Origin of the sequence: Pseudomonas sp. RIT-562 (assembly GCF_026241895.1) — a bacterium.
GTDB lineage: Bacteria > Pseudomonadota > Gammaproteobacteria > Pseudomonadales > Pseudomonadaceae > Aquipseudomonas > Aquipseudomonas mandelii_F.
This window is the reverse complement of sequence record NZ_JAPJIV010000010.1, coordinates 143,600-162,988: the sequence shown is the minus strand read 5'-3', so window position 1 is coordinate 162,988 and position 19,389 is coordinate 143,600. Positions and strand designations below refer to the sequence as shown.

The window sequence follows — 19,389 nt, the reverse complement described above, 5'->3', positions numbered from 1 at the left end:
CGAAGTTAACCGAGCGCTTGCTTGGTTTTCAACAGAAATGTGCTGGATCGGGTAGACCGAGGTGCCTGCATCGCGGGCAAGCCTTGCTCCCACAGGAGTCTAGACCTGTGGGAGCAAAGCTTGCTCGCGATCGGCTCTGCAGGATCGATGCAAATTACAAAGCGATCGGCTTACGTCCCGCGAACGAATGCGCCAGCGTCCCGCCATCCACCAACTCCAGCTCGCCACCCAGCGGCACGCCATGGGCAATGCGCGAGGCGATCAGGCCTTTGTTGTTCAGGAGCTGGGCAATGTAATGCGCCGTCGCCTCGCCTTCCACCGTCGGGTTGGTGGCCAGGATCACTTCGGTAAAGGTGCCGGCCTCTTCGATCCGCGCCAGCAGTTGCGGGATGCCGATGGCCTCGGGGCCAAGGCCGTCCAGGGGCGACAGGTGGCCCTTGAGTACGAAGTAGCGCCCGCGGAACCCGGTCTGCTCCACCGCGTAGACATCCATCGGCCCCTCCACCACGCACAGCAAGGTGTCATCGCGGCGGGTGTCGGCGCATTGTGGGCACAGGTCGTCTTCGGTCAGCGTGCGGCACAACCGGCAGTGACCGACGCCTTCCATGGCTTGGCTCAGCGCCGATGCCAGGCGCGAACCGCCGCTGCGATCACGTTCGAGCAACTGCAACGCCATGCGCTGGGCGGTTTTCTGGCCAACACCCGGCAGGGTTCGCAGGGCATCGATCAGTTGGCGAATCAAAGGGCTGAAGCTCATGGGGAAACGTCCGACAAATCAACGAGACGCGGTTTATACCCGCGCCTCTCTTTAGCGTCAATTGCTCAGTCCTGAGCGACCCGCACCACCAGTTTGCCGAAGTTGCGCCCTTCCAGCAGACCGATGAACGCCTCGGGGGCATTCTCCAGGCCATCGACCACGTCTTCGCGAAACTTCACCTTGCCATCGCGCACCCACGGCGCCATGGCGCTGATAAATTCCGGCTGGCGATCACCGTAGTCATCGAACACGATAAAGCCCTGGATACGCACACGCTTGGTCAGTAGGGTGCGCTGCAGTTGCGGCAGGCGGTCCGGACCGGTTGGCGCTTCATGGGCGTTGTAGCCGGCGATCAGGCCGCACAGGGGGATGCGTGCCTTAGCGTTGAGCAGCGGCAGCACTGCATCGAAGACTTTGCCGCCGACGTTTTCATAATAGATGTCCACGCCTTTGGGGCAAGCCAGGGCCAGGTCCTCGGCGAAGCTCGGGCTCTTGTGGTCGATGCAGGCGTCAAACCCCAATTCCTCGACTACATAGCGGCACTTGTCTGCGCCGCCCGCCACACCAACCACCCGCAGCCCCTTGATCTTGGCCACTTGGCCGACCACCGAGCCTACCGCGCCAGAAGCTGCGGCGACCACCAGAGTTTCGCCGGACTGCGGCTGGCCGATGTCCATCAAGCCCATGTACGCGGTCATGCCCGGCATACCGAGCACCCCCAGGGCCATCGACGGGCTTGCCAGACCGGAGGGCACCGGGATGACGTTGCGGCCGTCGCTGATGCTGTGGCTCTGCCAGCCTGTAGCGCCAACCACCAGGTCGCCTTCCTGGAATTTTGGATTACGCGAACGCTCGACTCGACTGACAGCGCCACCGGTCATGACCTCGTCGATTTCTACCGGAGCGGCGTAGGAAGGAGCGTCACTCATGCGCCCGCGCATGTAGGGGTCCAACGACAGGTAGAGGGTCTGCAGCAGGATCTGACCGTCGGCGAGATCAGGCAATGCCTCCCGCTCCAGACGAAAATTCTCCGGGGTCGGCGCGCCTACAGGGCGCGAGGCCAGGACGATACGTTGGTTGAGGGTCAATGCATCTGGCATTTGAGCTTCTCCTTGATCGTTAAATGGGGGGTATAGGGAGCAGACCTTTTTGGCGGTGGGGCGTTCGATGTTTCTGTTTGGGACCGAGTCGTCTGCATCGCGGGCAAGCCTTGCTCCCACAGGCCTTAGGCAGAAACAAAAATGCCAGGCGCGATGCCTGGCATTTTTTGTAGCTCATCCAACACGCTTTGGCGAATCAGAATGGCAGTTTCATACCCGGCGGCAGTTGCATGCCAGCGGTCATGCCGGACATCTTGTCCTGGCTGTTGGCTTCGATCTTGCGCACGGCGTCGTTGACCGCGGCGGCGAATACCGCTTCGAGCATCTCGCGATCGTCTTCGCTCAGGCCTTCAACCATGCTTGGGTCGATGCTCACGCGCTTGACGTCGTGACGACCGGTCATTACCACGGTGACCATATCGCCGCCGGCTTTACCGGTGACTTCGGCGTTGGCCAGTTCTTCCTGCATCTTGGCCATTTTTTCCTGCATCTGCTGTGCCTGCTTCATCAGGCCGGCCATGCCACCTTTCATCATGGGAATCACCTCAAAGTACTTGGATTAAAACGGCGCCCGGCACTTGTGGCCGCACGCCTTCAGTTATTAGCCCTGACTGGCCAGGGCTTCGACAGGTTCAATAGTATCGTTACGGATCACTGCACCGAACTGCTGCATCATTTGCTGGATGAACGGATCACCGTGGATCGACTCCTCCGCCTCGCGCTGACGATTGACCCGGCGCCGGGACGCGGCCTGGGCCGGGGTCTCCTGCTCGGGCTTGATCAGCTCCATGCTCAGGGTCAACGTGCGACCGTGGTACTGGTTCAACGCGTCGTTGAGGCGGCGCTGCTGGGTGGCGTTGAACAAGGCGCTGTGAGCCGGGTCCAGGTGCATCAACCAGTGGTCGCCTTCAACGGAAATCAGCGTGCAGTTGGCGGCGATGCTCCCGGTCATGCCGGAAATCGGCAGTTTCGGGAACAGCTCCAGCCATTGCAAGGCCAGGCCCGTAGCAGGCATGGCAGCCGGCTCGGGCTCGGGTTCCGGCGCAGGCTCGGCCGCGTGTTCGCTGGCCAGCTCATCGAGGTAGCTGTAGGCCGAGTCGATGTCCGGCTCGATGTAATCCTCGTCCAGTGGCGGCTCGTCGTCGAGGTCGGTGCCCGGGGTGGCGGCATCGACTTCTGCCACGGACGGCTCTGGAATCGGCGCAGCGGCCCACTCCGGCGCATCCGGCACCACGCTGTCAGGCGTGGGCAGCGGCATTGGCGATAATTCGGGCTGCTCGCCGGCGGTTTCCAGCATCGGTTCGACGGCAGGCTGCAGTACGGCATCGGGCTCGGGCTCGGGTTCGACCGGGTCGTTCCATGGCAGGTCGACCACTTCCTCGATAGCGACCGCCTCGACGACCGGCTCGGGCACCACAACCGGCGCAACTGGCTCAGGTGCAGGCGCGACAACGGGTGCCGCAACCACGGGTGCAACTGCCGTAGCGACTACCGGCGCAACAACCGGCGCGGCAGCCACTGAATTTGCGGAATCAACTGTGGCCTGGCTGATCCCCACTGGCTTTAGCGGCTGCCTCGGGGCGTCCGCCGTATCGGCCGGCCTGAACGCGAGCATGCGCAACAGGACCATTTCGAAACCGCCTCGCGGGTCCGGTGCCAGCGGCAGGTCACGACGGCCGATCAGGCCCATCTGGTAATAAAACTGCACGTCTTCGGCCGGCAGGGCCTGGGCCAGTGCCAGTACCCGATCCCGGTCGCCATGACCATTGTCGACGCCTTCAGGCAAGGCCTGGGCGATGGCAACGCGGTGCAATACGTTGAGAATTTCCGAGAGCACACCATTCCAATCCGGGCCCTGCTCCGCCAGGTGACGAACACCTTCGAGCAACGCCTTGGCATCGCCCTCGATCAAGGCATGCAGCACGTCGTAGACCTGGCCATGATCAAGCGTGCCGAGCATCGCCCGCACGTCGGCGGCCATGACCTTGCCTTCACCGAAGGCAATAGCCTGGTCGGTGAGGCTCATGGCATCGCGCATCGAACCGTCGGCGGCGCGGCCCAGCAACCACAAGGCATCGTCTTCGAACGGCACGTTCTCGACACCCAACACGTGCGTCAAATGCTCGACCACACGCTCCGGTGTCATGTTCTTCAGAGAGAACTGCAGGCACCGCGAGAGAATGGTTGCAGGAAGTTTCTGCGGGTCGGTGGTGGCCAGGATGAACTTGACGTAGGGCGGCGGTTCTTCGAGGGTTTTGAGCAGCGCATTGAAGGAATGGCTGGAGAGCATGTGCACTTCGTCGATCAGGTAGACCTTGAAGCGCCCACGGCTCGGGGCGTACTGCACGTTGTCGAGCAGCTCACGGGTGTCCTCGACTTTGGTGCGGCTCGCGGCGTCGATCTCGATCAGGTCGACGAAGCGCCCTTCATCGATCTCGCGGCACACCGAACACTCGCCACAGGGCGTGGAGGTAATGCCCGTTTCACAGTTCAGGCACTTGGCAATGATCCGCGCGATGGTGGTCTTGCCGACCCCGCGAGTACCGGTAAACAGGTAGGCGTGGTGCAGCCGCTGGCTGTCCAAGGCATTGATCAGAGCCTTGAGCACATGGGTCTGGCCGACCATTTCGCGGAACGAGCGCGGACGCCATTTACGTGCAAGAACCTGATAACTCATCGAAAACCGTCGCCACGAAGGAACACAAGCGGCTAATGCTAGCGGAGCAAGGCCAAAATTGCATCCGATGCCTCGTCTAATCTGGCTAAGATGCATAGAGGGGGCTGTGATCGGCTCAGGTTTCAGACGTACCGGAGCTTTTATGCGGTGGGTCGTGGGGGCATTGTTGTTCGTGAGCTTGAGCGGCGCGGCTGCAGACGCGCCGTTGCGCTTCGTGGTGCCCGACAGCTGGACCATGCCGATGGTGCAGCTGGAACGCGGTCGCCCGACCCAGGGTATTTTGTATGACGTGATGTTAAGCCTGGCGACCCAGGTCGGCGTGCCGGCGGAGTTTCACGTAATGCCCCGGGCGCGGGTGCAGAGCGCGATGGAACATGGCGAGGTCGATGTGCGCTGTTATGCCGCGCAGTCGTGGCTGCCGAACCAATCCGGCGACTACATCTGGAGCATTCCGCTGTGGGCTCAGCCCGATGTGCTGCTGAGCCGGCCCGACCCGATCACGGCAGTGGAACCGCCGAACCTGCCGCGCCAGTCGATCGGCACAGTACGCGGATATATCTATCCGACCTTGCAACCACTGTTCGACTCCGACCACCTGCAACGCGAGGACGCGCGCAATCAGGAACAGGTGCTGGAAAAACTGCTGGCGGGGCGCTATCGCTACGCGGTGAGCAATCGGTGGACGATGGACTGGTTCAACCAGCGCCTGCTGCCCGAGCAACAATTGCAGAGTGTTGCGGTGCTGCAGGAACAGCGGGTGGGGTGTTATGTGCGTAATGATCCGAAGGTGCCGGTGCAACGTATTTTGCGCACGTTGTTGCGGATGAAAATGTCTGGGGAGGTTGATGACATTATTCGGCTATATATTGGTCAGCCGTAGGGTGCGATGTTTCAAATCTGCTTGAATTCATCCATGAGCAAATCTGCAAATGCGTCACGCGCACGATGAGGCCCAGCATGGCTGTTCCATACGAAATAATTCTGTATCGGCTTCAAGTCATCAAAGGTGCGCCCTTCAATGTCTCCGATGTTCCTGAACTGCTCAAAAACTCCTTTTGGTACAACAGAAATTCCGGCTCCAGAACTCACACACCCGAGGATAGTGCCGTAGCTTGCAATATCGTTAATCGCAGAAGATATTCGATGCACATCTAGCCAACTCGCCAGCGATGCTCGGTAAGGGCAGCCTTCAGGCCACATGAAAATAGGCTTGCCCTGCAAATCCTGCGCAGTGTTGATTTTCCCGATTAAGGGCGACGAAATTAATACAAGCTCCTCTTTATAGAGCTCTTGGAATTCTAAGTCCGGGTGCTGATTTTTCACCGCAATCACCGCACCGTCCAATTTATAAGCCAGAACATCTTTCACCAACTGTGACCAGTTCCCTGTACTGAAGTGCATTTGCACACCAGGGTGATTTTGACGGAATTTCGATAACAGATTAGGCAACCTGCCGGTAGCAGAAGATTCTATTGCGCCAATGTTTAATATCCCTGACGGTTCAGCCCCAGGCGCAAGCGCTCCGCGTGCCTCTTTACACAACGACAGGATTTTATTCGCGTAGCTGAGAAACACCCTCCCGGAAGGACTTATAACCAGCCCCCTGCCCTGCCTGATAAAAAGCGCTACGCCCAGCTCTTGTTCTAAAAGCTTTATCCTGTTCGTTATGTTTGATGGAACACAATACAGTAATTCAGACGCACGAATTATACTGCCTTGCTCAGCGACCACCTTGAACATGTTCAGCTGTGACAGTTCCATCAATCCTTCGCTCACTTCAAGTGAATATTCTAATCACTATAAGTCACTTGTCCGCCGCGTCTCAAGTGAATTAGCTTACCGACCACTCGAGACCGACCCCACTGCAGGTTGGCCAGAGCTGGCGATTGGCGTAAGGCCTGAAGAGGGCCTGTAATACTTCCAAGTCATTAGCGACACCAACCCGAGAAACCTAATGGACTTCCAACAGACATTCATCGCATTAGGTTTTTTTGCCTTTTGCGGCGGCCTGATTGACGCGGCAGTTGGCGGGGGCGGACTGGTTCAGGTGCCAGCACTTATGCACGCTTTACCCGGACATAGTCTTGCCACGGTATTTGGGACCAACAAACTATCTGTTTTATCCGGCAACCTCTTGTCCATTTTCACCTATGCACAGAGAATCAAAATCGCTTGGCGGCTTATAGTTCCAACGATGATTTCTGGATTTATTTTCGCATTTCTTGGCGCTATATCAGTGTCCCTTATCCCAAGAAAGCTCATGGAATATGTCGTTTTTATCGTGTTGATTGCAATGGCAACCTATACCTTTATGAAAAAGGATTTGGGCCAATTCAGTTCCAACATGAGATATGGCAAGAAAGAAGTACTGCTCGGAGTATTTTTCGGAGGTTTGGTCGGCTTTTATGATGGAATTTTCGGACCGGGAAGTGGCAGCCTCCTCCTTTTTATATTTGTAAAATATTTCGGCTTCGATTTTTTAAATGCCTCAGCTTCTGCAAAACTTGTCAACCTGGGGACATTTGTTGCAGCGCTGATGTTTTTCATCCCAGCCGGCAACGTCTTATGGGCTATAGGCGGAATCGTTGGACTGTGTAACATTGCTGGCTCACTGACTGGAGTCTTCTTAGCCCTGCGTTATGGAAGCGGTTTTATTCGAATATTTTTTTTGATTTTACTTCTGTTCCTCATCGCAAGGATGGGAGTGTCCATATTCGCCTAAGCGTGGACTCAAATGGCCATGCGTCCGTGAGTCTTCGGCATTGGTGCGGATGTGATAGACGGAAGGTGTCGTTAGGAAGCTGTGCAACAAATCTGACAAGCACAGCATGCCGGACTCGGCTTACCCCTTAGGGGTAACAGGCGTTAAGGTTATTCAGGATTTTTTTGCTGATAAATCGTTGCAGACGCAGACGACTTGGAGAAAGGTGGCGACCCCACCAGCCACACCCCGGCACACAATGTTCCCGCTGTGGCTGCTTCCTTCCGGATCTGACCAGGTGGCATGCAAGCATGCTCGGGCATCATTGCGGACCTTACGGGGTAGGGATTTCAGGCTTTTGGGGTTGCAAGAAATCTACCGTGCGAACGTGCTGCACAGGCAGTTAGAAAACGGGGTGTGGTCAGCACTGTACAACTTTGCTGTACAACACAGGTGGACAACATGGCCTACATAACCCGTCGCGGACCCGTCTATTACCTGAACCTCCGGCTACCCGAACATCTGTTCCCGAGGTGTCACACTCTGCGTTTGAGTCTGAATATTCGACACCGGCAGAGCGCCCTATTTCTCGCTGCCTCACTCGCCCAGCAAGTACACGACCACCTGAACGAACACCCCCTAGCAGACGTTCAGACGCTACGTAAGCTGTGCTCGGAGTGGCGAGACTCTGCCCCATCGCCAACCATCCAGCCTGCTCCAAGGACAGCACAAGCGGTTACCGTAAAGCGCCACGTTCAAGGTCCTACCCTAGCCAGTTTATCCAAGCTGTATATAGAGGAAGGAAAACGTGGCGGTACTTGGCGGGAGGTCAGCACGTTCGAAGTGGAGCGTGCCTTACGTGATCTGTTCGAGCTGATGGGCGACATGCCTGTCGAGGCGTTCGACTCACAACAAGCCCGCCTGCTGAAAGAACGGCTCAGTCGATGCCCGCAGTACTTTGGCCTACGCCCAGAATATGAAGGCAAGACCCTGATGCAGGTGGTCGAGTCAGGCGCCACTTACAAGACCATCACCGCAGTTACAGTGAACAATCGCCTACGCAAGCTCTCCGCCTTCCTGAACTGGTGTAAGTCGAACGGGTACATCACGGACAATCCGCTGGTTGGACTCAAGGCAATGACGGGGTCGGCCAAGGAGGCCCGACTATCTTTTGACAGACACGACCTAACCACCCTACTCAATCTGGACTCACTCAAGGCGGAAGCCCGCAAGCATCCGTGGCGTTACTGGTTGCCACTCCTTGGGCGAGCCACCGGTGCACGCCTGGAAGAACTGTGCCAACTGCGCGTGGATGACGTCATCGAACAGCAGGGCATCCAGTGCATCCGCATCGATGACACCCGAGAAGGCCAGAACCTGAAGAACTCCAGCAGCCGGCGCATTCTCCCACTGCACCCTGCCCTAATCGACCTTGGGCTGGTGCTGCATGCTGAAACAGTCCGGAACACCGGAGCAGATCGCTTGTTCCCTGAACTCGAAGCCGTGCGAGGGAAGCTTGGACACGCACCGTCGAAGTGGTTCGGTCGGTACAAGACCAAACAGGGCATAACCGACTCTAGGAAAACCTTCCATAGTTTCCGGCACACCCTCATCGACGACCTGCGGGATGCTGGTGTCCAGGACTCGCTGATCAAGCGGATAGCCGGACACGAGGACGGTGCAGTGACCTTCAGCATCTATGGTAGCCGCAGTCCATTGAAAGCCATGGCTGAGGCACTACAACGAATAGAGCTGTAAAACATATCCCGCATATCGGGTCGCATCGGGACTACATGCCCGTGTAGTCGGCACACGTCAGCATCTACATCCGGCGGCCCAGCCCTCCTAGGAACGCTGTCGCACTGTCGGCTGCCGGTTTAAAGTCGTCGTACCAGAGGTCCAGGAGGATCCACCGGTCCAGCTAGAATTGTTGGCCACTGCGGTGACCCCACAGGGTGGAGTCCCGACGATGAGCAGCCTGGAGATCGCGGAGCTGACGGGGAAGGATCACGCCCATATCCTGCGTGACATCCGCGTAGTGTTGGATGAAATTAAAGATGATCCAAATCTGGATCATGTAAAAATTTCAACGGATTCACGTGGCTACTCGTCGGAAATCCGCTTACCCCGCGACCTGACAGAAACGTTGATCACCGGCTACAACATCGCTCTGCGTCACAAGGTTGTTGTTCTACAGTTGCTAACAGGTGTGGCCACGCAGAGCCCGCAGCAGAGCGAAAGACTGACTATGAGTAGCCAAGAGATTGCTCAGCTTACTGGGAAGCGTCACGACCACGTAGTTCGTGATATCCGGACCATGTTGGGTCTGCTGAATTTTGCTGCTCCCCAGATTTGGGGAACAGCTTTTATCCCTGGCCGGAACAACTCGCGACGTGAAGTAGAGGTTGCAAACCTACCACGCGACCTGACTGAAACACTGATCACCGGCTACAGCGCTCCATTGCGGCTAGCAGTGATCCGCCGTCTTCATGAACTGGAAGCCGAGGTTGCAAAACCTCCGGCTCTAGCACTACCGAACTTCTCCAACCCGGCTGAAGCAGCACGAGCATGGGCAAGCGAGTTCGAAGGTCGCACCTTGGCCCTGGAAGTTGTGAAGGAGCGTGACCAGAAGATTGCCCAGGACGCATCCAAGGTTGAGTACTACCAGAAAGTTCGTTCCGCAGTTAACACAGAGTCAATTGGTGACTTCGCCAAGAAACTTGAGTACGGCGAGAAGAAGTTGTTTAAGTGGATGCGTGAGTCGGAAATACTGATGACTGACAACAAGCCATACCAGAAGCACTTGGACGCTGGGCACTTCCGCGTACTCGATAAAGCCACAACTAAGGCGGATGGTAAGAAGATTACTTACACTCAGACCGTTCTTACTGGAAAAGGCAAGCAGTACATTCAGAAGCATCTGAAGAAAGCGGGTAGTCCAGACCTATCGGAGTAACGATATGTACCGCGATGCCGTTGAATACCGCCCTGGGCACTACCTTGCTCCAGGTAGTAACGCTTTAGAGCTATACAAAGCCAAGAAGTGGAAAGAGTTGGAAGCACTTCTGAAGGAAACTGATGCCGCGTGGCGGAAGTTGGATGGTCGCCCGACAAACCAATTAAACTGATGTAATTACGATAGGCAAGCCCCCCAGAGCCCTTGCAAGGCCGATATAGACCTCCAGCACGCAAACCAACCCACATGTAAGCACTTGCGGCAATGACGCCCTAGCAGGCTATATACGACGGCCTCGTTACAACAGCCGGATTCGTAAACTTTTTACGCTGTAGTTGCCCCATTATTTCCTTCTTGACGGCCAGCTTACACGCATTACAATCAGCCCCAGCCAAATCGCTGACACCCGCAACACCTCTCCTTACTCGTAGACGCCACAGCACCTCCTGAAGCCAATAGGCCGCTGAGCAGATGCCTTTTCTCCCGTCTGCGATAAAGGCTACTCGCTCCCACCGACAATAGCCGGAACACACCGAGGGTTTGCATATCAATTAAAGAACCGTTACCTGATTGAAGATCAACATGACGAACGACACTACTTATACTGCAACCGAAACAACAACCGCTGAACAGGCCGCAATCGAACTTCGCAAGAGCGGTGCGACTTGGGACCAGATCAGAGACGCTACCGGGCTTACTGAGCGGCAAGTTAAAAAGTTGGTAAAGGGCGTTCCCAAGCCCTTAAAGACACGAAGAGCCGTATCGAGAATTGAAACACCGTTTGACAAGTCCATAGAACGAGTGTTTCCACTCGCTAGCCGCAAGCATGGCATTCGCGACTACGAACTGCGGAGCATTCTTCATCAGGAATACGGCAGTACATGGAACACCTCGACGGGCCGGTTTGAAAGCAACTACACCTCCGACCACATTAAACGGGTAAAGGCCAAGGTGCGAAAACAAGCCGCTGAGTCTGATTGTAACGCGTTGTTCTTGGCGGACTGGATCGATGAAGACAACCCACGGGCCAGCAGTGATTTCTTGTTCAATGCCGCCTCCGACCTGATGAACAGGCTTGATGAGTACGTGACTGAGTACATCGCGTTACATGGAACGATGCAGGAGGTTGACAGCCAAGAAGGCGTACTTGCCCGGACGAAACAACGCTACGCAGTGCGGCAGTATCTGCTCAAGCTAGCAGTAAAACGCTACGGTGAAGAACCGCTGGAAAAGCTGTTAGAGAGAACGGCTACCCTCGTTGGTGAGCTTGAAGGAAACCTCGACATTCAGGCCGCCAAGGACACTCACCGCCGAGGAACCGGGGAATCAACCGAGGCAATCAAGTACTACCCCGAGCCATCCACGCATGACGCGTTCCTTGACTTCGTACAGGCACAGGGATGGACACGACACTGACCAAAGGATCGCAGGCGAGAACGACTCTCATTTGTCCGAAAGTTGAAGTTCACGCCCACCATACTAAGTGTACGGCAGATGTCGGACACGCTACTGTAGAGGTTAGGTTCAACTGTAGGAGCTTATTACTTATGGCGTTTACGCCAAGAATATAAACCTGTGCCCAACAGGCACGAATTATAAACTCTATAGGTTCAAGGGAGATGGGGCGGACAGCCCTCCCCGCTTTGCTTTTGCTCTCAACCTTGCTTAGTACTTGTGGCGTGAGCCACGATAGAGCAACCCAAGAGGAATATTAAGTGCGTGCCTGCGGGCACCAGTACTTCCCGCACAATTCAAAGCAAGAGCAACAGCGGGAGGGGGTCACCCCCTATACTCCCTTCTTGAACCTCTACAGTTATTAACCAATCATATTACTTAATAGAGTATTACTGCGTGACGCAAACGTCACAACTAACTTGGCAGGGTGATAATTCTGCTAATAGGGTGGAGTAGTGCTGCACCACCCTCTTTTCTTTCTTCCCCTTGCCAGACTACCTCTTGAATACTGACACACGTGACGTAAACGTCACTGATAACCCTTCACAATAACGATCAAAAGCTTTGTGGAGCTTTCGCTCCTGCCTCACTGATTATCTTGAGGTGGAGTGATGCAGGCATGATTTCTATGGGACGTGCTGATGAGCAACTGCGTCAAAGTTCGTGTGGGCCAACTTAAGTAGCTCACCTAGATGGGCTAGGGTTAGCCCACCCCACGCACGTTAACGTCCAAGGGTGAGCATTGCAAAGATGGGCTTCGGACAGTTCGGTGCCAATCCCGTCTCACATTACCGCTACGAAGCCATGGAGCCGGGGGAGTTGGTTTACATCCGCTCTTCGGGCTTTTCCGCCCTAACCAGATCGGGGTTAACAAAGCACACTAGCGGACCACCAGGTTCGGTACTGGCATCCACCGAGTAGATCCAGCCAGCATCCGCAAGGTCGGCGATCGCCTTTTCGACCTGCTGTAGCGTGCTGTTGCACCCCTTCGCTATGGTCGCCTGAGTAACCCTCACCGACCCATTGCCAGCCATATTCGACATCAAGATAAGCATGACTGACGTAGCGTGGGGATGTGTCCGATTCATCCCACTCAATTTCCCCAAGAATAATTGGTTGGCGTATAGGGCTTCATCTTCGCCATCAGCGGCATATGGGGTTGAAACATTCTGTTCGTTCATCACGCAGCTCCAAGAGGGGTCTGTAGTCAATTTAACTAGCTCACACGATGGCTCTAGGCTGGCCCTCAGGCTGACCAGCGATGCCAGCAACGCAATGGAGAATGGTGCCATGTAGGCGCGAATATTCACAGTATATTGTGAAGACGTGGCAAGCCATGGGAACGACAGTTCACCCCTCACTCAGGGGGTTACGGCTTGGACGCAGGGTTGGCATTCGGTAGGGTTCTTCGCGAGCGACGGAAACTTGCAGGGCTGACCCAAGAACAGCTGGCGCTGGAGGCCGATGTTCAGCGGAATTACGTAAGTCTCATCGAGCGAGGTGTGAACCAGCCCACCATCAATGTGATCTTCAAACTGGCCACTGCATTGAAATGCCAACCGTCTGCACTCATCGCCGATGTGGAAGCTCTTGTTATCGGCACATGACCGCTGGCGGCCTCGCTACAGACTCCCTTCGGTTAGCTGATAAAAACTAATCAGTATCTATTGCCTCGCAGGCGTCGGTCACACCCCCTTCATAACCTTAAAAGCATCGAAACTTCGGTTTCCGTGGGATACAAGCGTGGGGTGTCAAGCAAATCGCACTCTTCTTTTATATCCATGAACTTTCCATGGCTATTGGCTTTTTGCGGTGATCTCCGTGGCAGGGAAAAATCAACACTGGGGTTCGTACTCTGAGCTGGAGTACGACCTGGATACCCGTGCTTGGCTCTTGTACTCCCCCATAGAGTACAAAGCGAACGTCGCTGGTACCGAGTTTGTACTTTGAATAGAAGTACATGGCGTACTTCATCGAATAGACATAGACACCGCTCAATCATTGGCGACAACACTTGCAGCTCATCGGCAACGCGACCAACAAACGAGATCGGCCAGACGGAAGCTATCAAAGGAGTAGACATGTCTGGTAGTGCGATAACCGTCTGTCTGAGGGCTGATTCTGCTATCAAATACCTATATGTGTCTGGGTATTTGATAGATTATGCTTGGTCTATCTAATCGATAGCCTAAAGGATAGCAAGCATGAACGCCCACCTTTACCTACGTGCATCCACCAAGGATCAAGACGCCAACCGTGCCAAGACCGCTCTTGAAACCTTCGCCACCTCTCAGGGCCTGTCCGTTGTAGGCATCTACAGCGAGAACATCAGCGGCACCAAGCTTGAGCGCCCTGAGCTGATGCGCCTGCTGGACACTGCCAATCCCGGCGAAATCCTACTGTGTGAATCTGTGGACAGACTGTCGCGTCTCTCACAGGCTGACTGGGAAATCCTCAAGGCAACGATCAAGGCCAAGGGCCTACGTCTTGTAGTGGCTGACCTTCCAACAAGCTGGCAAATGGCAGCAGAGGGCATTGCTGGTGAGGTGCTGAGGGTGATCAACGACATGTTGATTGAGCTGATGCAGACAATGGCCCGTCTTGATCAGGCCAAGCGCGTGGAGCGCATCAACGAGGGGTTGAAGAACAAACGCGCCGCTGACCCAGATTGGAAGCCAGCCGGGAAGGGCAAGAACGCCGAACTCTGGAAGAGTGTGCAAGACTCAATGACCAAACATCCAACCATGAACGCTGATGAGCTCTCCAAGCTGGTGGGGTGTGGAGTTGCCACGATCTACCGCATCAAGCGTGAGCTTAAAACCTGACCCTCAGTTGATATACCCAGATGCCCGCCTTGAGGGGGCTTTGTATTGCCAATTGACATATGCCCACATCAGATGACAGGTGTAATGCCTTCTATAAGCTCTTGTGGTGCTGCTATAGGCGTTCTGTCTATGGGTAGCCACAAGCCATCATGGAGGTGTATAGAGGCTCTTAAGAGTGATCATATCAAATGAGAACCATTGTTATTTTATAATCACGTGTAACTACCTATCTGCCATAGCTGGTGCGTTCAATGCTTCGGGCAAGACTGGCAAAATCTCGCCAGTATTATTTTCTAGCCAAGAATTCCAATCGCCACAAGAGTTGCACCTTGTCCGGCGAAAAAATTGGGAATCTGGAAACATCGCCCCTACGTTTATCCCTCGGTGAATTCACAGCTCAGTTGGGCAAACGCTTAGGGCGAAGTCAAAAGTAGCTTTGACCTTGGGCTGAGACTCATGGGTGACTTGACTCGCCATCTTCAATGCTGCCCTGTAAGCATTTAGGTTGGCTGCTGGTCTGCTCGACTTGAGAATCCTGAAATGTTCGCAGTGTTTTGCCACAGCCGACTTCACCTCCCCAGTTACCTCTGCTCCTGAATGGGCTTTGACACCAAGGGCGCTGATTGCATCCGTGTATTGCCTTACCAATCCGACTTCATATTCACTCATGGTGCATCTCCTTGATGGTGTGCCTGATCCTGTCGTGCTGCGTCGTCACGCTTCATCATTTGGGGGCGGAGTTTTCTCGCTCACGGGCACACCCGGTTGAAGCAGTTCCGCAGCAGCTTTCACGAGCCCGTCCACCGGCCAGGGCTTCGGCAAAAAACAGGTATTGGGGGGTAGCCCTATGAAATGATCAGTCCATCCAGAGGTGACAATCGCCGGGATTTCCGGCCATCGGCTATGCACCATGGATACGAATTCTGCACCCTGTAGCTGTCCGGGTAGCCCGTGGTCAGCTACTACCAGTGAACACTTGGTGCCTGAACCGAGCATGTAAACCAACGCTTCATCAGCGGTGCCGAACGCAACACACTGAGCGCCAACATCCGCCAAAATTTCTCTCATGATTTCCCGTAGAAGAGTGTCATCCTCCACCACAATGATTTCGCCATTGATAGGCTGTAGCTGAAAATTCACTTCCATGGCGATGTTGTGCGCCTTCCAGTTTGGGTCTCTGAGTCTTTCACCTTAGGGGTGCTGGGTCTACGGTTTCGTCTTGCCGTGATCGCCATACGCATACCCCATCTTCGCCGTCTCAAGCTCCCTTTCACGCTGGTACATGTCGCTCAACGTCCACCTCAACCGCTCGTGCTCCAGCTTCAACGCTGACAACTCTTTGTTGCTGTCTCGCCACATGCAAATCATCCCGGCAAGGTTCTTGTGCGATTGGCGAAGGTCACGCCGCACCACCTCAAGCTCGGAGTGCAGCAAATCACATTCGTGACGCAGCATGTCTGTGAGGCTGGGCATTCCAAGCTCAAATCCGCTGTCGTCGATTAGGTCGTCTGTCATGTTCGGTAGCGCCGTTAACTGGATATACATACAGTATCGTTTCCAGTGCATGGCCTTCAAGGCTGGCGTGACAAAGGGTGATGCTTATGCATCGATGATCTTAAGATGTTGCCTGTAATGCTCTGGCGGCATAAACCAGTTGCTGTATAGAGGAAGGCTCCACAATCATCCCCACATTGCCGATCTAGCGGCATGCTGGTTGACATGATGGCGACAATGGCTTGCCTCGATCAAGAGAAGCGGGTAGCACGCATTCGGGAAGGTTTGGAAGACAAGCGTGTGGCAGAGCCAGAGTGGAAGCCAGCGGGCAAGGGACGTAATCAAGCAAAGTGGGACAAGGTAGCTGGGTTGCTTAAGCGGAACGGCAACACCGTGGAAGAAATTGCCAAGATTGCAGACGTGGGTATTGCGACCGTGTACCGCATCAAGAGGGAGCTGACACTGTAAGCCCCGTCAGCGTGACATCAGCCGCCTACGGGCGGCTATTTCATGCCAGTGATATTTTGAATTTATAGCCGCTGACAGCGAGATGGCACGGGAATGGCGTTAAGGCCCGACCCACATTTTGCAAGATGTCCGCCGATTCGCCACATCCGCACTGATATTTCCGCCACAGATTCACGGGCAGATTCCGTCGGAGTAGGTGCCGAATTGGAAAAAGTTTCGATGCCTGTGGCTCTTGAAAGGCGGCTAACTTTCTGTTCCCACCAGATCCTCTCAGCCGCTCCTCCTGGTATCACGGCGCCATCGCGTCTTGATATCGACTGCCGGAGATGATGAATCTGTTATAAAGGCCCTTTGCCATATTCGCTGGATGATTTCTTACCCCAATGCTCTCGTAAGGATTTTGAGATGAATAATAAGGAAACCAAAGGCGCCTGGATCATTCACCACGGGCGGAAATTGGTACTGGACGCAAATGGTAGTGCCGAATTTCCGGCTCTAGACGAGGCAGCGAAGGCCGCCACACTTCTCACGAAGCTTGGCCAAACTGGGGAAGACTGCATCACCAAAACGGAAGTGAGGGCCATAGCAGTGGCCTCAGGCCTTAACCCTAGACTTGAGTTGACTGGCCTCCTTCAACTGCTTGAGAAACGACGTCTTATATCTCAGAGCGAGAATGAAGTCGCAATTCTAGGTGTGACTACGCGAGCGGCATTGTCACAGGCGTCTGACATTTTCCAAGATGCCGAACCCAACGATTACGAGCAAGCATCGCTTACACTTGCAGAGCTTGCCTCCGCAGAGCCGGTCCGACGGAAGAGTGTTGCCGAAGAGATTGGGGACGAGCATCTACTTTCAAGCTCTCAAGTCGACGACTTTTTGAATCGCGCTGAAGAAATTGGTTTCATTGACCGCGAGGGAGAAGGTGACGATAAACTCTTGTTTAATGGTAACCTTTTTCGAAGGGACTCCATCAGCAAGACTCAAAAGGTTTTATCATCCCTCGGAGAAACAGAACGTAGGTTGCTTCAAGAGGTAAACGAGGAGCTTGCTCGGGTGGGTTGCCTTTCACACCAAATAATAGAGCACAAGTTGTCGATTCCAGTGTTTGAAAAACTTATCGCAGCAGGGATGTTTGATCTCAACCATGTAACTAACGAACAAGGAGGCCACATTTACGTAACATCTCCTTCAGCTTTCCATAAGTTTGTGGACCCTATGATTGACGATTGTTTCGATATGGCGAAATCTTTAGTCGCCGCACTGAGCTATGGAATGACAGCAAGATCTAGTGGTAGCGGTCGAATTGACCAACTGCCCGCCCTACTAAGTAAGCTTATCTCAGGTGCAGAGATCGGGCCAGCTACCGCCATTGGTGAGGACTATCGGGTCCTAGAGATCAACCGAGTGGTAAAAATTCGTGCACACCCCACACTCACCAAGCGTTTTTTCATGCGTCTTCTTAAAAAAGAGGTAGGAGAACTTGCATTGCAAGTACTTACCAAGGGCAACGCCTACTCCCAACCTTTTACAGTGCTTGGAAGTAGACCTATGTCAGGTTATCTAGGACCTGAAGCAAAACGGATCTCAACCCGAAAAAATCAATCCGCAATGAGCAAGCGTACTACCCGAGATATATTAGAGGCAGTTCGTGGAGGAAACTTCTAATGAGCGACAAGACACTCGGAAAGGGCGCTGTGCTAGAAGAGTTGTTAAGGGCATATTTTTTACGGGCCGGCTTTTTCGTCATGAGAGGAGTGCCATTCCGTTTCGCGGAGGAAGATCTAACAGATGTGGACCTGTGGCTATATGAGCGCCCGACAGGTTCGGCCAGACGAGTTCAAATTTGCGATATCAAATACAAGCAACGCCCAAAGGCCGTTGAAAGGATATTCTGGACGAGTGGATTAGCAACTGCATTGAAGGTCGATGGAGCTTATGTCGCCACCACTGACAAAAGAACAAACCTTAGAGCTATAGCAGAAAATTTAGATCTACAACTCATCGATGGGAATGACATTCAGCGGATACTGGCCAGCCATAGTGTCTTGTATCCGCAGCGAATTACGGACGAACAGCTCACCGCTAGCCTTAGATCAGTAGACGACGATCTTCGCGGAAAATATTTCCAAAATTCACGCGACCAGATATTGTCCTCGCTTTCAGACGGTTTTGGTGCACGATCGGCGGTTAAGGCGTTAGAAAGTTTTTCCCGACTTGCGACTTCAGCCATAAGCTATCGACCAAACTCTCCCGCAGCAATCGCATCTGGGCGATTAGCATATCTTGCTGGAGCTATCGTGTGCGAGAGTTTGGACTTCGTGAGCGTAGATGCCGCGTTTCGCCCGCTTGATGAACGGCGCGATTTGATGTTACAGGCAGTCAGATATGGCGCTCTCGCAAGCGATCAGGGCCAGCGTAGCTTGCGACTTGCATTGGCACTTATAGAAAAATATTCCCCCGCTGGCAAGGCTAGTGCACTTGCTGTCGAACAAGGCCTGAAGCAGGACCTTGAGTCTATTCCGGCGGAGATTATTGCCGACCAAGCGATGAAACTTCTCAAGACTGATCAGCTTTTTCTTGTTGGTAAAGATTTAGAGATGGAAAGCTACAGCCTGGACGTAGCTTCTTTCGATTATCTTAGTAACGCATCAAAGGCAATGTTAGGTGCGCTTTTGGATTACTCCGGGATAGATAGAAAGAGATTCGCGACAGCGTGGATATCAAGCCCACCCCCGAGCGACGCCGAACCGCATGATCGGAGCGTTCCTGAAAAGAAACAAACCGAGCTTTTCCGTAACGATCAATCTAAGTAGAAAATCTCAGCCTACCTGGCGGAAAGCTAGGTAGGCTAATTTGTAGTGGTCTAATTGCGGGCCCTAGTGACAGGCAGAAATCGGCCAAAAGCGGACTCATTTGTCCTGAGCCCTGTTGCCCTGGTATCAAGCCTTAGTGGGCT

General features: G+C 54.3%; 19 protein-coding genes. 10 read left to right on the top strand and 9 right to left on the bottom strand.

Going from position 1 to position 19,389, the window contains the following annotated elements; all coding sequences use genetic code 11:
* Positions 1 to 154: 154 nt before the first annotated feature.
* From recR to dnaX, 4 genes are all read right to left on the bottom strand, one after another.
* On the bottom strand, positions 155 to 757 hold the full coding sequence (recR, locus tag ORL50_RS14865) for a recombination mediator RecR (RefSeq protein ID WP_045060282.1): 603 nt from the start codon (positions 755 to 757) through the stop codon (positions 155 to 157).
* A 65-nt stretch (positions 758 to 822) separates the two neighbouring features.
* Complete coding sequence (locus tag ORL50_RS14860) at positions 823 to 1,857, bottom strand: NADPH-dependent curcumin/dihydrocurcumin reductase (RefSeq protein ID WP_266016172.1); 1,035 nt, start codon at positions 1,855 to 1,857, stop codon at positions 823 to 825.
* Between the two features lie 196 nt (positions 1,858 to 2,053).
* Positions 2,054 to 2,392, bottom strand: a complete 339-nt coding sequence (locus ORL50_RS14855; RefSeq protein ID WP_028621409.1) for a YbaB/EbfC family nucleoid-associated protein — start codon at positions 2,390 to 2,392, stop codon at positions 2,054 to 2,056.
* Between the two features lie 66 nt (positions 2,393 to 2,458).
* Complete coding sequence (gene dnaX, locus ORL50_RS14850) at positions 2,459 to 4,534, bottom strand: DNA polymerase III subunit gamma/tau (RefSeq protein ID WP_266016170.1); 2,076 nt, start codon at positions 4,532 to 4,534, stop codon at positions 2,459 to 2,461.
* A gap of 142 nt (positions 4,535 to 4,676) precedes the next feature.
* On the opposite strand from dnaX, the gene ORL50_RS14845 reads away from it, so the two are divergent.
* Positions 4,677 to 5,414 carry a substrate-binding periplasmic protein gene (locus tag ORL50_RS14845; RefSeq protein WP_266016169.1) on the top strand — a complete coding sequence of 246 codons (738 nt, stop codon included), beginning with the start codon at positions 4,677 to 4,679 and terminating at the stop codon, positions 5,412 to 5,414.
* 11 nt (positions 5,415 to 5,425) lie between these two features.
* On the opposite strand, the gene ORL50_RS14840 is transcribed toward ORL50_RS14845, so the two are convergent.
* The gene (locus tag ORL50_RS14840) at positions 5,426 to 6,295 is read right to left on the bottom strand and encodes a LysR family transcriptional regulator (RefSeq protein WP_266016167.1); all 870 of its coding nucleotides are present in this window, start codon (positions 6,293 to 6,295) and stop codon (positions 5,426 to 5,428) included.
* Between the two features lie 193 nt (positions 6,296 to 6,488).
* On the opposite strand from ORL50_RS14840, the gene ORL50_RS14835 reads away from it, so the two are divergent.
* The 4 genes from ORL50_RS14835 to ORL50_RS14820 all read left to right on the top strand — a co-directional run bounded on the left by ORL50_RS14835 (position 6,489) and on the right by ORL50_RS14820 (position 11,607).
* The gene (locus tag ORL50_RS14835) at positions 6,489 to 7,256 is read left to right on the top strand and encodes a sulfite exporter TauE/SafE family protein (protein WP_266016165.1); all 768 of its coding nucleotides are present in this window, start codon (positions 6,489 to 6,491) and stop codon (positions 7,254 to 7,256) included.
* Between the two features lie 441 nt (positions 7,257 to 7,697).
* Positions 7,698 to 8,993 (top strand): site-specific integrase, encoded by a 1,296-nt coding sequence (locus ORL50_RS14830; RefSeq protein WP_266016163.1) that lies wholly within the window; start codon positions 7,698 to 7,700, stop codon positions 8,991 to 8,993.
* A gap of 211 nt (positions 8,994 to 9,204) precedes the next feature.
* The gene (locus ORL50_RS14825; RefSeq protein WP_266016161.1) at positions 9,205 to 10,191 is read left to right on the top strand and encodes a phage antirepressor KilAC domain-containing protein; all 987 of its coding nucleotides are present in this window, start codon (positions 9,205 to 9,207) and stop codon (positions 10,189 to 10,191) included.
* Positions 10,192 to 10,773: 582 nt separating this feature from the next.
* Complete coding sequence (locus ORL50_RS14820) at positions 10,774 to 11,607, top strand: hypothetical protein (RefSeq protein WP_266016159.1); 834 nt, start codon at positions 10,774 to 10,776, stop codon at positions 11,605 to 11,607.
* A gap of 863 nt (positions 11,608 to 12,470) precedes the next feature.
* Here the strand turns inward: ORL50_RS14820 and ORL50_RS14815 are convergent.
* Positions 12,471 to 12,827: a helix-turn-helix domain-containing protein gene (locus ORL50_RS14815; protein ID WP_266016157.1), complete on the bottom strand. Its 357-nt coding sequence runs from the start codon at positions 12,825 to 12,827 to the stop codon at positions 12,471 to 12,473.
* A gap of 195 nt (positions 12,828 to 13,022) precedes the next feature.
* On the opposite strand from ORL50_RS14815, the gene ORL50_RS14810 reads away from it, so the two are divergent.
* Complete coding sequence (locus tag ORL50_RS14810) at positions 13,023 to 13,253, top strand: helix-turn-helix domain-containing protein (RefSeq protein ID WP_266016155.1); 231 nt, start codon at positions 13,023 to 13,025, stop codon at positions 13,251 to 13,253.
* 597 nt (positions 13,254 to 13,850) lie between these two features.
* Complete coding sequence (locus ORL50_RS14805) at positions 13,851 to 14,471, top strand: recombinase family protein (RefSeq protein ID WP_266016153.1); 621 nt, start codon at positions 13,851 to 13,853, stop codon at positions 14,469 to 14,471.
* A 390-nt stretch (positions 14,472 to 14,861) separates the two neighbouring features.
* Here the strand turns inward: ORL50_RS14805 and ORL50_RS14800 are convergent, their stop codons facing one another.
* From ORL50_RS14800 to ORL50_RS14790, 3 genes are read right to left on the bottom strand one after another with little or no spacing between them, the layout of a single operon-like run.
* Positions 14,862 to 15,140, bottom strand: a complete 279-nt coding sequence (locus tag ORL50_RS14800; protein ID WP_266016151.1) for a hypothetical protein — start codon at positions 15,138 to 15,140, stop codon at positions 14,862 to 14,864.
* Between the two features lie 45 nt (positions 15,141 to 15,185).
* Positions 15,186 to 15,617 carry a response regulator gene (locus ORL50_RS14795; RefSeq protein ID WP_266016149.1) on the bottom strand — a complete coding sequence of 144 codons (432 nt, stop codon included), beginning with the start codon at positions 15,615 to 15,617 and terminating at the stop codon, positions 15,186 to 15,188.
* Positions 15,618 to 15,677: 60 nt separating this feature from the next.
* A complete protein-coding gene (locus ORL50_RS14790) occupies positions 15,678 to 16,016 on the bottom strand; it encodes a hypothetical protein (RefSeq protein ID WP_266016146.1) in 339 nt (112 codons plus the stop codon).
* A gap of 162 nt (positions 16,017 to 16,178) precedes the next feature.
* On the opposite strand from ORL50_RS14790, the gene ORL50_RS14785 reads away from it, so the two are divergent.
* The 3 genes from ORL50_RS14785 to ORL50_RS14775 all read left to right on the top strand — a co-directional run bounded on the left by ORL50_RS14785 (position 16,179) and on the right by ORL50_RS14775 (position 19,246).
* Positions 16,179 to 16,433, top strand: coding sequence for a helix-turn-helix domain-containing protein (locus ORL50_RS14785; protein WP_323055236.1), 255 nt, complete (start codon positions 16,179 to 16,181; stop codon positions 16,431 to 16,433).
* Between the two features lie 405 nt (positions 16,434 to 16,838).
* A complete protein-coding gene (locus tag ORL50_RS14780) occupies positions 16,839 to 18,098 on the top strand; it encodes a hypothetical protein (protein WP_266016144.1) in 1,260 nt (419 codons plus the stop codon).
* Positions 18,098 to 19,246: a hypothetical protein gene (locus ORL50_RS14775; protein WP_266016143.1), complete on the top strand. Its 1,149-nt coding sequence runs from the start codon at positions 18,098 to 18,100 to the stop codon at positions 19,244 to 19,246. Before ORL50_RS14780 ends, ORL50_RS14775 begins: the two co-directional genes overlap by 1 nt.
* Positions 19,247 to 19,389 lie beyond the last annotated feature (143 nt).

Bases quoted from the DNA above. Each gene is read 5' to 3' on its own strand.
- ORL50_RS14840 (WP_266016167.1), bottom strand. From the start codon at position 6,295: ATGGAACTGTCACAGCTGAACATGTTCAAGGTGGTCGCTGAGCAAGGC.
- ORL50_RS14845 (WP_266016169.1), top strand. From the start codon at position 4,677: ATGCGGTGGGTCGTGGGGGCATTGTTGTTCGTGAGCTTGAGCGGCGCG.
- ORL50_RS14820 (WP_266016159.1), top strand. From the start codon at position 10,774: ATGACGAACGACACTACTTATACTGCAACCGAAACAACAACCGCTGAA.
- dnaX (WP_266016170.1), bottom strand. From the start codon at position 4,534: ATGAGTTATCAGGTTCTTGCACGTAAATGGCGTCCGCGCTCGTTCCGC.
- ORL50_RS14860 (WP_266016172.1), bottom strand. From the start codon at position 1,857: ATGCCAGATGCATTGACCCTCAACCAACGTATCGTCCTGGCCTCGCGC.
- ORL50_RS14780 (WP_266016144.1), top strand. From the start codon at position 16,839: ATGAATAATAAGGAAACCAAAGGCGCCTGGATCATTCACCACGGGCGG.
- ORL50_RS14855 (WP_028621409.1), bottom strand. From the start codon at position 2,392: ATGATGAAAGGTGGCATGGCCGGCCTGATGAAGCAGGCACAGCAGATG.
- ORL50_RS14830 (WP_266016163.1), top strand. From the start codon at position 7,698: ATGGCCTACATAACCCGTCGCGGACCCGTCTATTACCTGAACCTCCGG.
- ORL50_RS14800 (WP_266016151.1), bottom strand. From the start codon at position 15,140: ATGAGTGAATATGAAGTCGGATTGGTAAGGCAATACACGGATGCAATC.
- ORL50_RS14805 (WP_266016153.1), top strand. From the start codon at position 13,851: ATGAACGCCCACCTTTACCTACGTGCATCCACCAAGGATCAAGACGCC.
- ORL50_RS14825 (WP_266016161.1), top strand. From the start codon at position 9,205: ATGAGCAGCCTGGAGATCGCGGAGCTGACGGGGAAGGATCACGCCCAT.
- ORL50_RS14795 (WP_266016149.1), bottom strand. From the start codon at position 15,617: ATGGAAGTGAATTTTCAGCTACAGCCTATCAATGGCGAAATCATTGTG.
- ORL50_RS14835 (WP_266016165.1), top strand. From the start codon at position 6,489: ATGGACTTCCAACAGACATTCATCGCATTAGGTTTTTTTGCCTTTTGC.
- ORL50_RS14815 (WP_266016157.1), bottom strand. From the start codon at position 12,827: ATGAACGAACAGAATGTTTCAACCCCATATGCCGCTGATGGCGAAGAT.
- recR (WP_045060282.1), bottom strand. From the start codon at position 757: ATGAGCTTCAGCCCTTTGATTCGCCAACTGATCGATGCCCTGCGAACC.
- ORL50_RS14775 (WP_266016143.1), top strand. From the start codon at position 18,098: ATGAGCGACAAGACACTCGGAAAGGGCGCTGTGCTAGAAGAGTTGTTA.
- ORL50_RS14785 (WP_323055236.1), top strand. From the start codon at position 16,179: ATGCTGGTTGACATGATGGCGACAATGGCTTGCCTCGATCAAGAGAAG.
- ORL50_RS14790 (WP_266016146.1), bottom strand. From the start codon at position 16,016: ATGTATATCCAGTTAACGGCGCTACCGAACATGACAGACGACCTAATC.